This is a genomic window from Streptomyces sp. M41(2017), from assembly GCF_002078175.1.
Lineage (GTDB): Bacteria > Actinomycetota > Actinomycetes > Streptomycetales > Streptomycetaceae > Streptomyces.
In genome coordinates, this window is the sequence record NZ_MWFK01000001.1 from 3081714 (window position 1) to 3099106 (window position 17393).

General features: G+C 72.2%; 17 protein-coding genes. 8 read left to right on the forward strand and 9 right to left on the reverse strand.

The window, feature by feature from the left end; genetic code table 11:
• Positions 1–109 precede the first annotated feature (109 nt).
• On the forward strand, positions 110–790 hold the full coding sequence (locus B0675_RS13625) for a PH domain-containing protein (protein WP_081219065.1): 681 nt from the start codon (positions 110–112) through the stop codon (positions 788–790).
• A gap of 139 nt (positions 791–929) precedes the next feature.
• On the opposite strand, the gene B0675_RS13630 is transcribed toward B0675_RS13625, so the two are convergent.
• The 3 genes from B0675_RS13630 to B0675_RS13640 form a co-directional block, all read right to left on the reverse strand.
• Positions 930–2561, reverse strand: coding sequence for a phospho-sugar mutase (locus B0675_RS13630; protein ID WP_081219066.1), 1632 nt, complete (start codon positions 2559–2561; stop codon positions 930–932).
• 82 nt (positions 2562–2643) lie between these two features.
• Positions 2644–3468, reverse strand: a complete 825-nt coding sequence (locus B0675_RS13635; RefSeq protein WP_081221772.1) for a purine-nucleoside phosphorylase — start codon at positions 3466–3468, stop codon at positions 2644–2646.
• Between the two features lie 151 nt (positions 3469–3619).
• The gene (locus tag B0675_RS13640) at positions 3620–4057 is read right to left on the reverse strand and encodes a gamma-glutamylcyclotransferase (RefSeq protein ID WP_081219067.1); all 438 of its coding nucleotides are present in this window, start codon (positions 4055–4057) and stop codon (positions 3620–3622) included.
• A gap of 106 nt (positions 4058–4163) precedes the next feature.
• On the opposite strand from B0675_RS13640, the gene B0675_RS13645 reads away from it, so the two are divergent.
• Both B0675_RS13645 and B0675_RS13650 read left to right on the forward strand, forming a co-directional pair.
• The gene (locus tag B0675_RS13645) at positions 4164–5612 is read left to right on the forward strand and encodes an NAD(P)H-quinone dehydrogenase (RefSeq protein WP_081219068.1); all 1449 of its coding nucleotides are present in this window, start codon (positions 4164–4166) and stop codon (positions 5610–5612) included.
• Positions 5613–5779: 167 nt separating this feature from the next.
• Entirely contained in the window at positions 5780–6748 is a 969-nt protein-coding gene (locus tag B0675_RS13650) for a DeoR/GlpR family DNA-binding transcription regulator (protein ID WP_081219069.1), read from the forward strand.
• A 56-nt stretch (positions 6749–6804) separates the two neighbouring features.
• On the opposite strand, the gene B0675_RS13655 is transcribed toward B0675_RS13650, so the two are convergent.
• Positions 6805–7350, reverse strand: coding sequence for a TetR/AcrR family transcriptional regulator (locus tag B0675_RS13655; protein ID WP_081221773.1), 546 nt, complete (start codon positions 7348–7350; stop codon positions 6805–6807).
• 579 nt (positions 7351–7929) lie between these two features.
• A complete protein-coding gene (locus B0675_RS13660; protein WP_081219070.1) occupies positions 7930–9702 on the reverse strand; it encodes a biotin carboxylase N-terminal domain-containing protein in 1773 nt (590 codons plus the stop codon).
• A 354-nt stretch (positions 9703–10056) separates the two neighbouring features.
• Here B0675_RS13660 and B0675_RS13665 point away from each other — a divergent pair, with 354 nt between their 5' ends.
• Positions 10057–10650, forward strand: a complete 594-nt coding sequence (locus tag B0675_RS13665) for a hypothetical protein (protein ID WP_241539777.1) — start codon at positions 10057–10059, stop codon at positions 10648–10650.
• A 29-nt stretch (positions 10651–10679) separates the two neighbouring features.
• Here the strand turns inward: B0675_RS13665 and B0675_RS13670 are convergent, their stop codons facing one another.
• Together B0675_RS13670 and B0675_RS42425 are read right to left on the reverse strand one after the other, a co-directional pair.
• Positions 10680–11300 (reverse strand): nucleoside triphosphate pyrophosphatase, encoded by a 621-nt coding sequence (locus tag B0675_RS13670; protein ID WP_081219072.1) that lies wholly within the window; start codon positions 11298–11300, stop codon positions 10680–10682.
• A 64-nt stretch (positions 11301–11364) separates the two neighbouring features.
• Positions 11365–11493: a hypothetical protein gene (locus B0675_RS42425; protein ID WP_266616068.1), complete on the reverse strand. Its 129-nt coding sequence runs from the start codon at positions 11491–11493 to the stop codon at positions 11365–11367.
• A gap of 174 nt (positions 11494–11667) precedes the next feature.
• On the opposite strand from B0675_RS42425, the gene B0675_RS42550 reads away from it, so the two are divergent.
• Both B0675_RS42550 and B0675_RS42555 read left to right on the forward strand, forming a co-directional pair.
• On the forward strand, positions 11668–12144 hold the full coding sequence (locus B0675_RS42550) for a hypothetical protein (protein ID WP_347108769.1): 477 nt from the start codon (positions 11668–11670) through the stop codon (positions 12142–12144).
• Positions 12145–12147: 3 nt separating this feature from the next.
• Positions 12148–12807 carry an SGNH/GDSL hydrolase family protein gene (locus B0675_RS42555; RefSeq protein ID WP_347109753.1) on the forward strand — a complete coding sequence of 220 codons (660 nt, stop codon included), beginning with the start codon at positions 12148–12150 and terminating at the stop codon, positions 12805–12807.
• A 120-nt stretch (positions 12808–12927) separates the two neighbouring features.
• Here the strand turns inward: B0675_RS42555 and B0675_RS13685 are convergent, their stop codons facing one another.
• Entirely contained in the window at positions 12928–13137 is a 210-nt protein-coding gene (locus B0675_RS13685) for an acyl-CoA carboxylase subunit epsilon (protein WP_081219074.1), read from the reverse strand.
• A 33-nt stretch (positions 13138–13170) separates the two neighbouring features.
• Positions 13171–14763: an acyl-CoA carboxylase subunit beta gene (locus B0675_RS13690; RefSeq protein ID WP_081219075.1), complete on the reverse strand. Its 1593-nt coding sequence runs from the start codon at positions 14761–14763 to the stop codon at positions 13171–13173.
• Between the two features lie 135 nt (positions 14764–14898).
• Here B0675_RS13690 and B0675_RS13695 point away from each other — a divergent pair, with 135 nt between their 5' ends.
• Complete coding sequence (locus B0675_RS13695) at positions 14899–15765, forward strand: biotin--[acetyl-CoA-carboxylase] ligase (protein WP_081219076.1); 867 nt, start codon at positions 14899–14901, stop codon at positions 15763–15765.
• 236 nt (positions 15766–16001) lie between these two features.
• A complete protein-coding gene (locus tag B0675_RS13700; RefSeq protein WP_081219077.1) occupies positions 16002–17384 on the forward strand; it encodes an adenylate/guanylate cyclase domain-containing protein in 1383 nt (460 codons plus the stop codon).
• Positions 17385–17393: the final 9 nt, after the last annotated feature.

Here is a 17393-nt window from a genome sequence, read left to right on the forward strand (position 1 = left end):
GGCGGGTGGTGGACCCGCCCGGCGCGTCAAGGGGGAGAGGAGAGTTCGCGACCATAGTGAGACCCCACCGAGCTCAAGCGCGCGGCGCTCGTCGGGCACAATCGGGGCCATGAGCACCCCGGACCACCAGTCACCCCTCCCGGACGCCTCGCGACCCGAGGCCAAGGACCGGATCTACCGGTCGCCCGCCGGGATCGCGGGCGGCGCCCTGCTGCTGTTCATCGCGGGCTGGCTCGGCGTCGACGCCCTGGTCTCCGGAACCGGCCGCACCCCCTGGCTGGCTCTCGCCGCGCTGATCCTGGTCGTCCCGCTGGTGGCCGCCTTCACGCTGCGTCCCGCGGTCTACGCGAACGAGGACCGGCTCCGCATCCGCAACCCGCTCCGCGTGATCGTGCTGCCCTGGAGCAGGGTCGCCTCGCTGCGCTCGTCCTACTCGAACGAGGTCGTCGACACGGACGGCACCAAGTACCAGCTCTGGGCCGTGCCGGTGTCGCTGCGCGCCCGCAAGAAGGTCGCCAAGCACCAGGGGCGGGCCGCCACCGGGAGCCGTGGTGTCGAGGGGCGGATGGCGGGGATGGGCCGTCCGTCGCCGTTCGGCCGCGGCGCCGCCGCCGACGCGCCGACCCGGTCGCAGACCGACCAGGCCATGGACGACCTGCGCGGACTCGCGGAGGCCCGGGCGCACGAGCCCGAGGCGCAGGGCGAGGTCACGGTGCGCTGGGCGTACGAGGTGATCGGCCCCGCGGTCGCGGGCGCGGTCGTCCTGGCCATCCTGATCGCCACGGGCTGAGCCCACCGGGCGCCGGGCCGCTCCCGTCCGGCCCCGTCCGGCGTCCCGTTGCTCCGGGCAGCACGAAGGGGGCGCCGCGTCCTGGAACGCGGCGCCCCCTTCGGCGTACGGGCAACCGGAACCGGCCGGTGCCCCGCGGTCAGATGCCGGCCGCCGCCGACAGGTCCCGCTTGATCGTGGCGAGCAGGTCGGCGGCCCGCGCGTGGGCCGCCGGGAGCGCGGCGTGACCGGCGACGGGCACCACGACCTCCAGGTAGCACTTCAGCTTGGGCTCGGTGCCGCTCGGGCGGACGACTACCCGGGCGCCGTCCAGGGTGTAGCGCAGCCCGTCCGTGGGCGGCAGCAGCTCCGTGCCCTCGGACAGGTCCTCGGCCCTCGTGATCGAGAGGCCCGCCAGCTCGGTGGGCGGCTGCTCGCGCAGCCGGCGCATGGCGTCCGCGATGACCGACAGGTCCTCCACGCGCACCGAGAGCTGGTCGGTGGCGTGCAGGCCGTGGGTGACGGCGAGGTCGTCGAGCAGGTCGAGCAGGGTCCGGCCCTGTTCCTTCAGCTCGGAGGCCAGCTCGGTGATGAGCAGGGCGGCGGTGATGCCGTCCTTGTCGCGTACGCCGTCGGGGTCGACGCAGTAACCGAGCGCCTCCTCGTAGCCGTAGCGCAGACCCTCGACACGGGCGATCCACTTGAACCCGGTCAGGGTCTCCTCGTACGGCAGGCCCGCGCCCTCGGCGATCCGGCCGAGCAGCGAGGAGGAGACGATCGACTCGGCGAACGTGCCGCGCGCGCCGCGCCGGACCAGGTGCTCGGCGAGCAGCGCGCCGACCTCGTCGCCGCGCAGCATCCGCCAGTCCCCGCCGGCCGGGACGGCCACGGCGCAGCGGTCGGCGTCGGGGTCGTTGGCGACGATGATGTCCGGGCCGCTCGCGCGGGCCCGGGCGAAGGCCAGGTCCATCGCGCCCGGCTCCTCCGGGTTGGGGAAGGCGACCGTCGGGAAGTCCGGGTCGGGCTCGGCCTGTTCCGCGACGAGCACCGGCTCCGGGAAGCCGGCCCGCGCGAACGCCGCGAGGAGCACCTCCTTGCCGACGCCGTGCATCGGCGTGTAGACGGTGCGCGCGGTGCGCGGCGACCCCGCGGCCAGGACGGCGTTCGTACGGGCCAGGTAGGCGTCCAGGACGCCCTCGTCGAGGATCTCCCAGCCGGACTCGGGGCGGGGTACGTCGGCGAGCGCCCGGACCGCGGCGATCTCTGCGGCGATCTCCGCGTCGGCGGGCGGCACGATCTGCGAACCGTCGCCCAGGTACACCTTGTAGCCGTTGTCGCGGGGCGGGTTGTGGCTGGCGGTGACCTCCACGCCCGCGACCGCGCCGAGGTGGCGTATGGCGTAGGCGAGGACGGGGGTGGGCAGCGGCCGGGGCAGGACGGCGGCGCGCAGGCCGGCGCCGGTCATCACGGCCGCGGTGTCCCGGGCGAAGTCGGCGGACTTGTGACGGGCGTCGTAGCCGATCACGACCAGTCCGCCGGTCTCGCCCCTGGCCTTCAGGTACGCGGCGAGTCCCGCCGCCGCCCTGATGACCACGGCGCGGTTCATCCGCATCGGCCCCGCGCCGAGTTCCCCGCGCAGGCCCGCGGTGCCGAACTGCAGGGTCCCGGCGAAGCGGGCGGCGAGCTCGGTGACGTCCTCGGCGTCGACGAGCTTGGCGAGTTCCTCACGGGTCTCCGCGTCGGGGTCCTCGGCCAGCCACGCCTTGGCCCGCGCGATGAGTTCGTCCTGCACCTCGGGTGCACCTCTCTTCGGTCGTACGGTTCCGTCTGCCCGGTCGTTCCGCCCCCGGAGCCGGGGACGGACCTCCCGCCGCCTACAGGCGGTCCAGCACCTGGGTCAGGAGTTCCCCCATGCGCACGGCCGAGTCGCGGCCCGCCTGGAGGACTTCCTCGTGGTTGAGGGGCTCGCCCGTCATACCGGCGGCGAGGTTGGTCACGAGCGAGATGCCGAGGACCTCGGCGCCCGCCTCGCGCGCGGCGATGGCTTCGAGGGTGGTGGACATGCCCACCAGGTCCGCGCCGATGGTCCGGGCCATCCGGATCTCGGCCGGCGTCTCGTAGTGCGGGCCGGGGAACTGGGCGTAGACGCCCTCTTCGAGCGAGGGGTCGACCTCCTTGCACAGCGCGCGCAGCCGCGGCGAGTACAGGTCGGTGAGGTCGACGAAGTTCGCGCCGATGATCGGCGAGGTGGCCGTCAGGTTGATGTGGTCGCTGATCAGCACGGGCTGGCCGGGGCGCATGCCCTCGCGCAGGCCGCCGCAGCCGTTGGTCAGCACGATGGTCTTGCAGCCGGCGGCGACGGCGGTACGGACGCCGTGCGCGACGGCGGCGACCCCGCGGCCCTCGTAGAAGTGGGTGCGGCCGAGGAAGACCAGGGCGCGCTTGTCACCGATCGCGTACGAGCGGACCTTGCCGCCGTGGCCCTCGACGGCCGGGGCCGGGAAGCCGGGCAGCTCGGTGACCTGGAACTCGGCCTCGGGGGTGCCGAGGGCGTCCACGGCCGGAGCCCAGCCGGAGCCCATCACGAGGGCGACGTCATGGGTGTCGGCGCCGGTCAGCTCGCGCAGGCGCGTGGCGGCGGCGTCAGCGGCGGCATGAGGGTCGCCCTGGATGTCGTCCGGAAGAAGAGATGCGTTCACGCGCATGAGGGTAGCCGGTCCGGGCCTACGCGCGTAGATGACAGAGCTCACGGTCTTGCGATCGTTGTCTTGTCGTTTCCGACGAAAACAGGGGAGGGACTGCCCGCGGGGGCGCCGGGCCCCGGAGAGACGCCGGGGGAGAGGGGCGCGCTCAGCAGGGGCGCTTGCGGATCTCCATGACGTAGTCGTGCGGCGCCCCGGCGGACTCGGCGGCGTCCGCCAGCTCACCCAGATACCGCGCCGAGGGGAGTCCCCCCTCGTACCCGTTCAGTACGTACACCCAGGCGGGCTCCTCGCCCTCCAGGGTGTGCACCCGTACGCGCATCCGCCGGTAGACGTCGAGGCCGACGCCCTCCCAGCGGTCCATGGAGTCCTCGTCCAGCGGCGCGATGTCGTACAGCGCCACGAAGACCTGGGACCGCGGAGCCTCGACGATCGTGGCCAGCGCGCCCTCCCAGCCCATGTGCTCGCCGCCGAACGTCAGCCGCCAGCCGGTCAGCCAGCCCGTGGCGCGCAGCGGCGAATGCGGGGCGCGGCGCGTCATGAGCCGCGGGTCGAGATTGCCGGCGTACGCGGCGTAGAGCGACATGGGGTCGAGGGTACGGCAGCGAAACGTCCGTCTCTCGCGTAACAAAGTGACCCGGATGCCCGCTCCGGGACCCCCTGGGCGGAAGCATCTTGAAGCGTGCGGGACAATGGAGTACGTGACTCGGATCGTGATCATCGGTGGCGGACCCGGCGGATATGAAGCTGCGCTGGTGGCAGCGCAACTCGGCGCGGAGGTGACCGTCGTCGACTGCGACGGTCTGGGCGGGGCGTCGGTGCTCACCGACTGCGTACCGTCGAAGACCCTGATCGCCACGGCCGAGGTGATGACGACCTTCGACTCCTCGTACGAGGAGCTGGGCATCATCGTCGCCGACGACACCCCGCCCGAGGAGCAGGCGGCCCGGGTGGTCGGCGTGGACCTCGGCAAGGTCAACCGCCGTGTGAAGCGCCTCGCGCTCGCCCAGTCGCACGACATCACGGCCTCGGTGACCCGCGCCGGCGCCCGTGTGCTGCGCGGCCGGGGCCGGCTGGAGGGTATGCAGGCACTGGACGGCTCCCGCAAGGTCGTCGTCCGCGCCGCCGACGGCAACGAGGAGACCCTCACCGCCGACGCCGTCCTCATCGCCACCGGCGGTCACCCCCGCGAACTGCCCGACGCCCAGCCCGACGGCGAGCGCATCCTGAACTGGACGCAGGTCTACGACCTCGACGAGCTGCCCGAGGAGCTCATCGTGGTCGGTTCCGGTGTCACCGGTGCCGAGTTCGCCGGCGCCTACCAGGCGCTCGGCTCCCGCGTCACCCTCGTCTCCAGCCGCGACCGCGTGCTGCCGGGCGAGGACCCCGACGCCGCCGCCGTCCTGGAGGACGTCTTCCGCCGCCGCGGCATGAACGTGATGGCCCGCTCCCGCGCCGAGTCCGCCAAGCGGGTCGGCGACCGCGTCGAGGTCACCCTCTCCGACGGCCGCGTGATCAGCGGCACGCACTGCCTGATGGCGGTCGGCGCCATCCCGAACAGCAGCGGGATGGGCCTGGAGGAGGCCGGCGTCAAGGTCCGCGACTCCGGGCACATCTGGACCGACAAGGTCTCGCGCACCACCGCCCCCGGCGTGTACGCGGCCGGCGACGTGACCGGCGTCTTCGCCCTCGCCTCCGTCGCCGCCATGCAGGGCCGGATCGCGATGTACCACTTCCTCGGCGACGCGGTGGCCCCGCTGAACCTGAAGACGGTGTCCTCGAATGTCTTCACCGACCCCGAGATCGCCACGGTCGGCTACACGCAGGCCGATGTCGACGCGGGCAAGATCGACGCCCGGGGCGTCAAGCTGCCGCTGCTGCGCAACCCGCGCGCCAAGATGCAGGGCATCCGCGACGGCTTCGTCAAGATCTTCTGCCGCCCCGGCACCGGCATCGTGGTCGGCGGTGTGGTGGTCGCCCCGCGGGCCTCGGAACTGATCCACCCCATCTCGATCGCGGTCGACAACAATCTGACGGTCGAACAGATCGCGAACGCCTTCACCGTGTATCCGTCCCTGTCGGGCTCGATCGCCGAGGTCGCCCGTCAGTTGCACACCCGCAAGACCGCGGGCGAGGGCTGACCCCGCGGGGCGGCTCTTCGCTGGTCACAGGGAGTCGGGGCGCATTCCGGCGGCATAGGCGGACCGATTAGGCCCGTATACCACTCCGTGCCCTGCCATGCGAACAACTTCTGTTATTCGGCGCAAACTGCTGAAAGCAGACGGTCGTTGGGGTTACTGTCAGTTTCGTGTTCGCTGCAGAACGTCGCCAATTGATCCTCGAAATGGTGCGAGCGAATGGGGCCGTGTCGCTCCGTGAGCTCGCCCGCGTCGTCCAGACCTCCGAAGTGACCGTACGGCGGGACGTGCGCGCACTGGAGGCAGAAGGACTCCTCGACCGCCGGCACGGCGGTGCGGTATTGCCGGGCGGGTTCACGCGAGAGTCCGGCTTTCCGCAGAAATCACATCTCGCGACCGCCGAGAAGACGGCCATCGCCGATCTTGCCGCGGGTCTCGTCGAAGAGGGTGAGGCCATCGTGGTGGGGGCGGGCACCACCACGCAGGAGCTGGCCCGCCGGCTCGCGCGCATCCCCGGCCTGACCGTCGTCACCAACTCCCTGCTGGTGGCCCAGGCGTTGGCCCATGCCAACCGTGTCGAGGTCGTCATGACCGGTGGCACGCTGCGCGGTTCCAACTACGCCCTGGTCGGATCGGGTGCCGAGCAGTCCCTCCAAGGGCTGCGCGTCTCCCGGGCGTTCCTCTCCGGGAGCGGTCTGACCGCCGAGCGCGGGCTCTCCACGTCCAACATGCTCTCGGCGTCCGTGGACCGCGCTCTGGTCCAGGCGGCCGCGGAGGTGGTGGTCCTCGCCGACCACACGAAGCTCGGCGCGGACACCATGTTCCAGACCGTGCCGACCGACCTGATCACCCGTCTGGTCACGGACGAGCCGCCCGCGCACGACGACCGCGCGGCCACCGAACTGCAGGCCCTGGCCGATCAGGGTGTCCAGATCGCGGTGGCCGGGTCATCGGCATCGGGCGGTGCGGGAGGGGACCCGCATCCGGCGGGGCGCCAGCAACGCCGGGACGTACCCCTCCCGGGACCGCGCCGCGGCCAGGTCGTACCGGGCTCGGGACCACAGCTACGCAGCGCGACGGTGATGGGGGACCAGCCCCCGGCCGAAAGGGCACGGGTGGCCGACCTTCGACGTCGCTGAGCGGTGCCGGCGGTCCGTGGAACGGACAGCGGGGCACCTTTCGCGCCCCGCCCGGCTCATGGCCGCAGACCACGCAGGGTCAGATTCAGCAGACGGTCGGCCAGCCCGGAGTCGTCCGGGGTTTCCTCCGCCGCCAGCGCGATCGCGTTGGTCAGCTGGAGGAGGTCACCGATCGACACGTCGTCGCGTACGGCGCCCGACTCCTGGGCGCGGAGCAGCAGGGCGCTGCCCGCCTCCCGCATCGGGCCGCTGCACCGGGCCAGATGCGAACCGTCGTCCCGCGCCGCCGACATGAGGGCGCGTGCGAGCCCGCGGTACTCACTCGCGTGGGTGACGATCGCGCGCAGCCAGTCCACCAGGGCGGTGCACGGCTGCGGGGCGTCCAGCAATGCGCGTGAGCGGCTCAGCAGGTCGCTCACGGCCTCCTCGAAGACCGCGCTCAGCAGTGCGTGCCGGTTCGGGAAGTGGCGGTAGAGCGTGCCGATGCCGACGCCCGCGCCGCGGGCCACCTCCTCCAAGGAGGCGTCCGTGCCGTGTTCGGCGAACGTGGACCGGGCCTCCGCCACCAGACGTCCGTAGTTGCGGCGGGCGTCCGCGCGCATGGCGCGTGGCGGTTCCCCGTCGGCGGGTCGCGGCCCCGGGTTCGGGTCCCGGGCGGGATCGGACGTGTCGGCCGGCTCCTGTGCGGTCGCGTTCACCGTCGCTGCCATCTGACCTCTCTCGCCGGGGCCGACTCCCTCGCTCGGCCGGTCCCCAGGATGCCACTGGTCGTCGACCGGGTGGGCTCGGGCAGTACCCGGCATCTCGGGGCTTCGCCCCCGCCCCGGCTCCCGGCATTTGGTCCGGTGTCTGTCCGGTGGGGGGGCGCGCGGGTCCTCGCGCCCCTGGAGGGGCCCCGGGGTGGTGGGGCTTTGCCGCGGGTGGCACGGGGCTTTGACCCGGGCCGGCACCGGGCCGTGGTCTTCGCTGCCGGCCGGTGGGGGCTGGTCGCGCAGTTCCCCGCGCCCCTGGAGGGTCCCTGGGCAGCACCTCGCGTTCCGGGGCGTTGCCACGGGGAGGGTCCCCTGGACGGCACCCCGCGTTCCCGGGGCGTTGTCGCGCGACGCACTGCGCCCGGCGGGCCGCAGGTGCGGTGCCGGGCGCAGGGGAGTGGGTCGGGCAGGTGGCCCGAGCCGTGTCGGTCAGTCCTTGATCTCGCAGATCGCGGCACCGGAGGTGATGGACGAGCCGACCTCCGCGAGCAGACCCTTGATGGTCCCGGAGCGGTGCGCGTTCAGCGGCTGCTCCATCTTCATGGCCTCCAGGACGACGACGAGGTCGCCCTCCTTGACCTCCTGGCCCTCCTCGACGGCCACCTTCACGATGGTGCCCTGCATCGGCGAGGCGAGCGTGTCGCCCGAGGCGGCCGGGCCGGACTTCTTCGCGGCCCGGCGCTTGGGCTTGGCGCCCGCGGCGAGACCGGTCCGGGCCAGGGACATGCCGAGGGAGACGGGCAGCGAGACCTCGAGGCGCTTGCCGCCGACCTCGACGACGACCGTCTCGCGGCCGGGCTCGTCGTCGGTCTCGCCCTCGGCCGGAGCGGCGAACGGCTTGATCTCGTTGACGAACTCGGTCTCGATCCAGCGGGTGTGGATCGTGAACGGGTCGCTGGAACCGGTGAGTTCGGGAGCGAACGCCGGGTCCGTGACGACCGCGCGGTGGAACGGGATCGCCGTCGCCATGCCCTCGACGTCGAACTCGGCGAGCGCGCGCGAGGCCCGCTGGAGCGCCTGCTCACGGGTGGCGCCGGTGACGATCAGCTTGGCGAGCAGGGAGTCCCAGGCCGGGCCGATGACCGACCCGGACTCGACGCCCGCGTCCAGCCGGACACCGGGGCCCGACGGCGGGGCGAAGGTCGTGACCGTACCGGGCGCCGGAAGGAAGTTGCGGCCCGGGTCCTCGCCGTTGATACGGAACTCGAAAGAGTGACCCCGCAGTTCGGGGTCGCCGTAACCGAGCTCCTCGCCGTCGGCGATACGGAACATCTCGCGCACCAGGTCGATGCCCGCGACCTCCTCGGTGACCGGGTGCTCCACCTGGAGACGGGTGTTGACCTCCAGGAAGGAGATCGTGCCGTCCGTGCCGACGAGGAACTCGACGGTTCCCGCGCCGACGTAGCCGGCCTCCTTCAGGATCGCCTTCGAGGAGTCGTACAGCTCCTGCACCTGGGCGTCCGAGAGGAAGGGGGCCGGGGCCTCTTCGACCAGCTTCTGGTGGCGGCGCTGGAGGGAGCAGTCACGCGTCGACACGACGACCACGTTGCCGTGGGTGTCGGCCAGGCACTGCGTCTCCACGTGCCGCGGCTTGTCGAGGTAGCGCTCGACGAAGCACTCGCCCCGGCCGAACGCCGCGACGGCCTCACGGACGGCCGACTCGTAGAGCTCCGGCACCTCTTCGAGGGTGCGGGCGACCTTCAGGCCGCGCCCGCCACCACCGAAGGCGGCCTTGATGGCGATCGGCAGGCCGTGCTGCTCGGCGAACGCGACGACCTCCTCGGCGCCCGACACCGGGTCCGGGGTGCCGGCCACCAGCGGGGCACCGGCGCGCTGCGCGATGTGCCGGGCGGCGACCTTGTCACCGAGGTCGCGGATGGCGTGCGGCGGCGGACCGATCCAGATCAGGCCCGCGTCGAGAACGGCCTGGGCGAACTCGGCGTTCTCGGAGAGAAATCCGTATCCGGGGTGGATGGCGTCCGCACCCGAGTCCTTGGCGGCCTGCAGCACCTTGGCGATGTCCAGGTAACTGGTGGCCGGGGTGTCACCGCCCAACGCGAACGCCTCGTCCGCCGCACGGACATGCAGAGCGTCCCGGTCCGGTTCCGCATACACGGCAACGCTCGCGATCCCGGCATCCCGGCACGCCCGGGCCACGCGGACAGCGATTTCGCCACGGTTGGCGATGAGCACCTTGCGCACGATGGCTCCCTCCTTGAAACAAGCCGAGTTTAGGGACAGCCAACACGACGTTTCGACCCGTCCCCGGTGGTGAGCTTGCCCACACGGAGCGTGATACGAGGCTCGCCCTACCCGCGAAATCCCTTGTGGCACCGCAGCACGCAGGAGTCCTTGGCTGAACCCTAGCCCGCCGATGTGGTCAAGGTCTCTGTGGCTCCGTGCTGCGGCCCACAACGATTCTTTGTGGAGTCCCTACGAATGGCCCAACGATTCTTTGCCCTCGGCAGAACCCTTGTCCCGGGGTTTACCCGTTAGTAGCGTTCGGGATGTCTCGAACGTACTTGGGGTAACAGCACGCGGAAGTGGGTGGGACCGGTGGTGCGCAGACCGGTGGCATGGGTGACGGCGCTCGTGCTCTTCGCGGAGGCGATCGGCGTCGCGCTCCTCAACTGGTTCCTCGGCGTGGTCGTGGACCGTCAGGACATGTCCTTGGCGGGGCTCGACTCCGACACGATGGCCGTCTCGTCGAAGATCGGCGGCCTGGTCTTCGGCCTGTACTTCGTCGCGTGTGCCGTGTCCGCGCTGCTGGTCGGCGTACGCGACCGCGCGCCCGGTCTCGTCGGGCGTGTCCTGCTGATCAGCGCCGCGGTGGTGCACGCCCTGCTGGGCGCCTTCACGGTGGGCCTGGTCGGCTGGGGCGCCTTCGTCTTCATGATGGTCGTGCTGGGCCTGATCGTGTTCACCCTCCTGGCGTACGACCGCCGGGAGGCGGGCCCGGTCGACGCCGTACCGCCCGGTGGCGGAGGGGACGGCGAGGGCCTCCGGCGCGAGGACGGTGCCGGACAGGGCGCAGGCCAGGGAGGGACCGTCGACCTGGGGAAGGACGCCGGCGACGGCGGCCAAGGGGGTGTCAGGCACGGCGACGGAGGAACCGCCGTCGTCCCGCCGCCCGCTCCCTCGGCCTCCTGAGCGGGGGCTCCCCGCCCGGCGGAGAGCCTCTACTTGTCCTGCGGTGCCCACAACTCCGTGATGCCCACGCCCAGTTCGGCGAGCAGCTTGCGCACCAGCGGCAGCGAGATGCCGATCACGTTGCCGTGGTCGCCGTCGATGCCCTCGATGAACGGGGCCGACCGGCCGTCGAGCGTGAACGCGCCCGCCACGTACAGGGGTTCGCCCGACGCGACGTACGCGGCGACTTCCGCGTCCGTCGGCTCGCCGAAGCGGACGACCGTGGACGCCGTGGCGGACACCCAGCGCTTGCTCGCCGTGTCCCAGACGCAGTGCCCCGTCTGGAGCGTGCCCGCCCGGCCGCGCATCGCCTTCCAGCGCGCCGTCGCCTCCTCGGCGTCGGCGGGCTTGCCGAGCGCCTCGCCGTCCAGGTCCAGCACCGAGTCGCAGCCGATCACCAGCGCGCCCTGGACCTCCGGGCGGGCCGCCACGACGGAGGCCTTCGCCTCGGCCAGCGCGAGGGCGAGTTCGGCGGGGGTGGGCGCGGTGACGGCGTCCTCGTCGACCCCGCTCACGATCACCTCGGGGGCGAGTCCGGCCTGCCGCAGCAGGTTGAGCCGGGCGGGGGACTGCGAAGCGAGCACGAGACGGCGGCGCGGCTGATCGGTCATGCCGTTCAGGGTATCGGCGCCGATCGGCCCGTGCGCCGGCCGCCGTTGATCGGCCCCGGAGCGTTCAGCGCACCCCCAGCACGATCATCGCGACCACCATGGCCAGCGCCATGAGAACCCCCAGGCGCCGCAACATGGTCTGCATGTCGCGGAGCTCCTTGGGCGGCTCGTTCTCCGGGTCGGACCACAGCATGTCCTCGATCGTGCGACGGCCGCGCCGCCGGGCGCCTGAGTACGCGTACTCAACTTGCGCACGCCACACGTAAACGGTTCTCCAGTTCCCTTAGTGCCGTCCATGCTGCTACGGTCGTGGTCCTAGCTAAAGGGACTACAGTCCCCTTTGGGTGACTCGGGAGAGGGAACCGTCATGTTCACCACCGCCTGGACCGCACCGCCCCAGCTCCCCGCGGAAGGCTTCACCCCGAACTGGTCGCGCGAGGGCTTCTGGCGCCAGTCGCTGCGCCAGGCCGTCCGCCTCACCGCGGGAGGCGACCGGCTGCGCGTACGGCTCTCCAACGCGTACGGCACCTCGCCCCTGCGCATAGCGGGCGCCACCGTCGCCCGCACCGCCCGCGGAGCCGCCGTCGAGCCGGGCTCGGTGCGCCGGCTCACCTTCGCGGGGGCGGCCGACGCCGTGGTCCCGGCCCGCGCCGACCTCCTCAGCGATCCCGTCGAACTGTCGCTGGAGCGGCTGGAGTCGGTGACCGTCACCCTGCACCTCGACGCGGTGACCGGGCCCGCCACCTTCCACGCACAGGCCTTCGCGACCAGTCACCGGGGTACCGGGGACCGACTCCACGACGTCGAGGGGCACGGCTTCACGGAGGCCACCGAGTCCTGGTAATTCCTGTCCGCCGTCGAGGTCGACGCGGGCGGACGCGGAGACGGGGTCGCCCTCTTCGGCGACTCCATCGTGGACGGCTTCGGCTCCACGCCGGGCGCGAACCGGCGTTGGTCCGACCGGCTCGCCGAACGCACCGGCCGGCCCGTCCTGAACGCCGGTATCGGCGGCAACCTGCTGCTCAACGACTCGGCCTGGTACGGCGAGAAGGGCGTCCACCGGCTCGACCGGGACGTCCTCGGACACCCGGGCGTGGACACCCTCGTCGTCCTCCAGGGCGTCAACGACATCGGCTTCAGCGAGACGGACGACCAGCCGACCTACCGGCCCGCCCCGGTCGTCGAGGCCGACGACCTCATCGCCGGGTATCGCGAGCTGATCCACCGGGCCCGCGCCCGCGGACTGCGGGTGATCGGAGCGAACCTGCTGCCCTTCGGCGGCTCCGACCACTGGGGCGAGCACGCGGCGAAGGTCGCTCACGAGGTCGACGCGTGGATGCGCGACCCGGCGCACGGCGCGTGGGACGCGGTCGTCGACCTGAACCGTGCCCTGGCCGACCCGTCGGACCCGGACCGGCTGCACCCCGCGTACGACTTCGGCGACCACCTGCACCCGGGCGACGCCGGATACGCGGTGATGGCCGAGGCCGTCGCGAAGATCCTCTGAGGGTCCTGTCCCAGGTCGTGTCCGCAACGTCTCGCCTGCCCGGCGACGCCTGGCACGAGCTCTCGCACCTGACGCGCGGGGCCGCCCTCCGGGCGGACGACGCGACCTTGCGGACGCCCCCTAACCGGGCCAGTACGTCCGCCCCCAGGCCGTCGCGCCCGGCTGCGGAAGCCGGTGCGCGGCGACCCGGGCCGGGTCGGACCAGGAGTCGCGCGGCCGGGGCGCGCCCGACGGCTCGGCGGCCGCCGCCGCGGCACGCGCGCGGACCACCGCCAGGGTGGCGGCCAGCTCCTCCGGGGTCGGATTGCCCCGTACGACCTTGATCGTCATGTCTAGCTCCCAGGGGTCGGGGCGTGCGGCGGTCTAGAGCGGGATGTTGCCGTGCTTCTTCGGAGGAAGTGATGCCCGCTTCGTCCGCAGCTGACGCAGACCGCGGACGACGTGCGCACGGGTCTGCGACGGCATGATCACGCCGTCGATGTAACCGCGCTCGGCCGCCGTGTACGGGTTCAGCAGCGCGTCCTCGTACTCCTGGATCAGCCGGGCACGGGTGCCTTCCTGATCCTCGGCGGCGGCGATCGTGCGGCGGTGCAGGATGTTCACCGCGCCCTGCGCGCCCATCACCGCGATCTGCGCGGTCGGCCACGCCAGGTTGAGGTCGGCGCCCAGGTGCTTGGAGCCCATGACGTCGTACGCGCCGCCGAACGCCTTGCGGGTGATGACCGTGATCAGCGGGACGGTCGCCTCCGCGTAGGCGTAGATCAGCTTGGCGCCGCGCCGGATGATGCCGGTGTGCTCCTGATCGACACCCGGGAGGAAGCCGGGCACGTCCACGAACGTGAGGACGGGCACGTTGAACGCGTCGCAGGTGCGGACGAACCGTGCCGCCTTCTCGCTCGCGTCGATGTCCAGACAGCCGGCGAACTGCATCGGCTGGTTCGCGACGATGCCCACCGGACGGCCCTCGACCCGGCCGAAGCCGGTCAGAATGTTCGGCGCGAACAGCGGCTGCGTCTCGAAGAACTCGGCGTCGTCCAGGACGTGTTCGATCACCGTGTGCATGTCGTACGGCTGGTTCGCGCTGTCCGGCACGATGGTGTCCAGCTCACGGTCCTCGTCCGTGAGGGTGAGGTCCGCCTCCTCCGGGAACGCCGGCGCCTCGCTGAGGTTGTTGGACGGCAGGTACGACAGCAGCTGCTTGACGTACTCGATGGCGTCCTTCTCGTCACCCGCCATGTGATGGGCCACGCCCGACACGGCGTTGTGGGTGCGGGCGCCGCCCAGCTCCTCGAAGCCGACGTCCTCGCCCGTCACCGTCTTGATGACGTCGGGACCCGTGATGAACATGTGCGAGGTCTGGTCGACCATGACCGTGAAGTCGGTGATGGCGGGGGAGTACACCGCACCGCCCGCACAGGGGCCGACGACCAGGCTGATCTGCGGAATGACGCCCGACGCGTGGGTGTTCCGGCGGAAGATCTCGCCGTACATGCCCAGCGCGCTGACGCCTTCCTGGATCCGCGCGCCGCCCGAGTCGTTGATGCCGATGACCGGACAGCCGGTCTTCAGGGCGAAGTCCATGACCTTCATGATCTTCTGCCCGTAGACCTCGCCGAGGGCACCGCCGAAGACGGTGAAGTCCTGCGAGAACACGGCGACCGGGCGGCCGTCGACCGTGCCGTAGCCCGTGACGACGCCGTCGCCGTACGGACGGTTCTGCTCCAGGCCGAAGTCGGTGGAGCGGTGCCGGGCGAACTCGTCGAACTCCACGAAGGAGTCCTCGTCCATCAGCAGGTCGATGCGCTCACGGGCCGTCAGTTTGCCCTTGGCGTGCTGCTTTTCGACGGCGCGCTCCGAGCCGGCGTGCGTCGCCTCCTGGATGCGGCGCTGCAGGTCCGCGAGTTTGCCCGCGGTGGTGTGGATGTCGGGGTGGTGCAGCTCTTCCGGCTCGGACATCGGGATGCGGCTCCCTGCCTGCTCTAAGGGGACGTGAGGGGCGGTGCTCAGAAGGGGGACTTGCTACTCATCCGTAGCGTAGTGCTGTGGCTACCGTTCGGCAGTGCGGCGTTTACCACACCTAGGCTGGGTTGCATGACGCCGCGAGATGCTTCAGACGCGCACGACAACCGCTGGTCCGACCTGGGCCGACCGCCGCTCAACGGCACAGCCCTGCGGCGGGCGCTGGTCCGCGACGACGGCCTGTGGACCGACGTGGAGGTCGTGCAGCGCACCGGATCCACCAACACCGACCTGGCCGGTCTCGTCGTCAAGGAGAACGCCGACGAGGGCGTGGTCCTCGTCGCCGAGGAGCAGAACGCCGGGCGCGGCCGGCTGGACCGCCGCTGGACGGCGCCCGCCCGCTCCGGCCTCTTCTTCTCCGTGGTGTTCAAGCCGGCGGGGGTCCCCGTCGAACGCTGGGGCTGGCTGCCGCTGCTCACCGGAGTCGCCGTCGCCACCGCTCTCTCCCGCACCGCCGGAGTCGACACCGCCCTGAAGTGGCCCAACGACCTGCTGGTCTCCGTGGACGGCGAGGAGCGCAAGGCCGGTGGCATCCTCGCCGAGCGCGCGGGCGCCGACGCGGTCGTGGTCGGCATCGGCATCAACGTCACCCTCCGCGCGGAGGAGTTGCCCGTGCCGGGCGCCGGATCGCTGGCGCTGGCGGGTGCGACGACCACCGACCGCGACACCGTGCTGCGGGCGGTGCTGCGCTCACTGGAGGAGTGGTACCGACGCTGGCGCGACGCGTCCGGGGACCCCGCCGCCTCCGGTCTCCAGGAGGCGTACGCCGCCGGCTGCGCGACCCTCGGCCGCGTGGTCCGCGCCGAGCTGCCCGGCGGCCGCTCGATCGTCGGCGAGGCCGTCGCCGTCGACGGCGACGGCCGCATCGTCATCGCCACGGAGGACGGAGTGCAGGAACCGGTCGGTGCGGGCGACGTGATCCACCTGCGGGCTGTCTGAGGGCCGCGGGACGAGGGGCGCAGGGGCGGCACCCCCGCGGGGTCGGAGATACCGGGGGTCACCGGTGCTGTACGGCCCGTGCGCGGGGCTCGTCGCGGGGTGCGAAAAGTGCCCGTACGCCACCTTCGGGGACCCGCTCCGGCCAGGTCGTGCCATCGGGAGTGAGCCAGCGCACACCTGCCGTAGAGTTGAGCGCGGTCGATACCTGACCTCGGCAGATCGGAAGGGCAGCAGGCGTGACCGTCGACGACACCGGCTCCGGCACGGGTGCTCACCCTGCCCCGGACGGCGAGCCGGGCCGTACCGCCGAGCCGGTCACGGACGCGACCTCCGCACGGGCCGCCGCGAGCGGCGGGACCGGACAGGAGGCCCGGCCGGACGACCGTACGAGCGAGGATCCCGGACCCCGTGGCGACGGCCACCGCGGCGAGGTGAGCGGCGTCCGCGAGGACGACGCGACCGACACGCGCGCGCAGGCCAGGCCCGACGGACGGCCCGAGCTCAGGTCCGACGCCCGGCACGAGGCGAACGGCCGGGTGGACGCGCCGACCGACCCGGACTCCGACGAGGACCCCCTCGCGCTGCGCCTGGAGGGCCTCATCCTGGGCGCCGAGCGGCGCTACACCCCGTTCCAGGCGGCCCGCAGCGCGGGCGTCTCCATGGAGCTGGCGTCCCGTTTCTGGCGGGCGATGGGCTTCGCCGACATCGGCCAGGCCAAGGCGCTCACGGAGGCGGACGTCCTCGCGCTGCGCCGGCTCGCCGGTCTCGTCGAGGCAGGCCTGCTGAGCGAGGCCATGGCCGTCCAGGTCGCCCGCTCCACCGGGCAGACCACCGCCCGTCTGGCCGAGTGGCAGATCGACTCCTTCCTGGAGGGCCTGACCGAGCCCCCGGAACCGGGGATGACCCGCACCGAGGTCACGTACCCCCTGATCGAGCTGCTGCTGCCCGAGCTGGAGGAGTTCCTCGTCTACGTCTGGCGGCGTCAGCTGGCCGCCGCCACCGGCCGGGTCGTGCAGGCCGCCGACGACGAGGAGATGGTCGACCGCCGTCTCGCCGTCGGCTTCGCCGACCTGGTCGGGTTCACCCGGCTGACGCGCCGCATGGAGGAGGAGGAGCTCGGCGAACTCGTCGAGGCCTTCGAGACCACCGCCGCGGACCTGGTCGCCGCCCATGGCGGCCGGCTCATCAAGACGCTCGGCGACGAGGTGCTCTACTCCGCCGACGACGCCGGCGTGGCCGCCGAGATCGCGCTGCGGCTCATCGAGACGATGGCGAACGACGAGACGATGCCGGAGCTGCGGGTCGGCATCGCCTTCGGCACGGTCACCACCCGGATGGGCGACGTGTTCGGCACGACCGTGAACCTGGCGAGCCGCCTCACGTCGATAGCGCCGCGTGACGCCGTCCTGGTGGACGGCGCCTTCGCGGAGGAGCTGACCCGCACCGGCGACGCCCCCGCCTCCGAGGCGGAGGCCGCCGAGGCAGCGGCCGCCGCGGAGAAGGAGGGCGAGGAACCCCCGTCGTACCGCTTCGCGCTCCAGCCCATGTGGCAGCGGCCGGTCCGTGGCCTCGGCGTCATCGAACCGTGGCTGCTGGCCCGCCGGGACACCGAGACGTAGCCCTTCCGG

Bases quoted from the DNA above. Each gene is read 5' to 3' on its own strand.
- B0675_RS13645 (WP_081219068.1), top strand. From the start codon at position 4,164: ATGGAGTACGTGACTCGGATCGTGATCATCGGTGGCGGACCCGGCGGA.
- B0675_RS13695 (WP_081219076.1), top strand. From the start codon at position 14,899: ATGACGCCGCGAGATGCTTCAGACGCGCACGACAACCGCTGGTCCGAC.
- B0675_RS13670 (WP_081219072.1), bottom strand. From the start codon at position 11,300: ATGACCGATCAGCCGCGCCGCCGTCTCGTGCTCGCTTCGCAGTCCCCC.
- B0675_RS13640 (WP_081219067.1), bottom strand. From the start codon at position 4,057: ATGTCGCTCTACGCCGCGTACGCCGGCAATCTCGACCCGCGGCTCATG.
- B0675_RS13625 (WP_081219065.1), top strand. From the start codon at position 110: ATGAGCACCCCGGACCACCAGTCACCCCTCCCGGACGCCTCGCGACCC.
- B0675_RS13655 (WP_081221773.1), bottom strand. From the start codon at position 7,350: ATGCGCGCGGACGCCCGCCGCAACTACGGACGTCTGGTGGCGGAGGCC.
- B0675_RS13690 (WP_081219075.1), bottom strand. From the start codon at position 14,763: ATGTCCGAGCCGGAAGAGCTGCACCACCCCGACATCCACACCACCGCG.
- B0675_RS13685 (WP_081219074.1), bottom strand. From the start codon at position 13,137: ATGACGATCAAGGTCGTACGGGGCAATCCGACCCCGGAGGAGCTGGCC.
- B0675_RS42425 (WP_266616068.1), bottom strand. From the start codon at position 11,493: ATGCTGTGGTCCGACCCGGAGAACGAGCCGCCCAAGGAGCTCCGCGAC.
- B0675_RS42550 (WP_347108769.1), top strand. From the start codon at position 11,668: ATGTTCACCACCGCCTGGACCGCACCGCCCCAGCTCCCCGCGGAAGGC.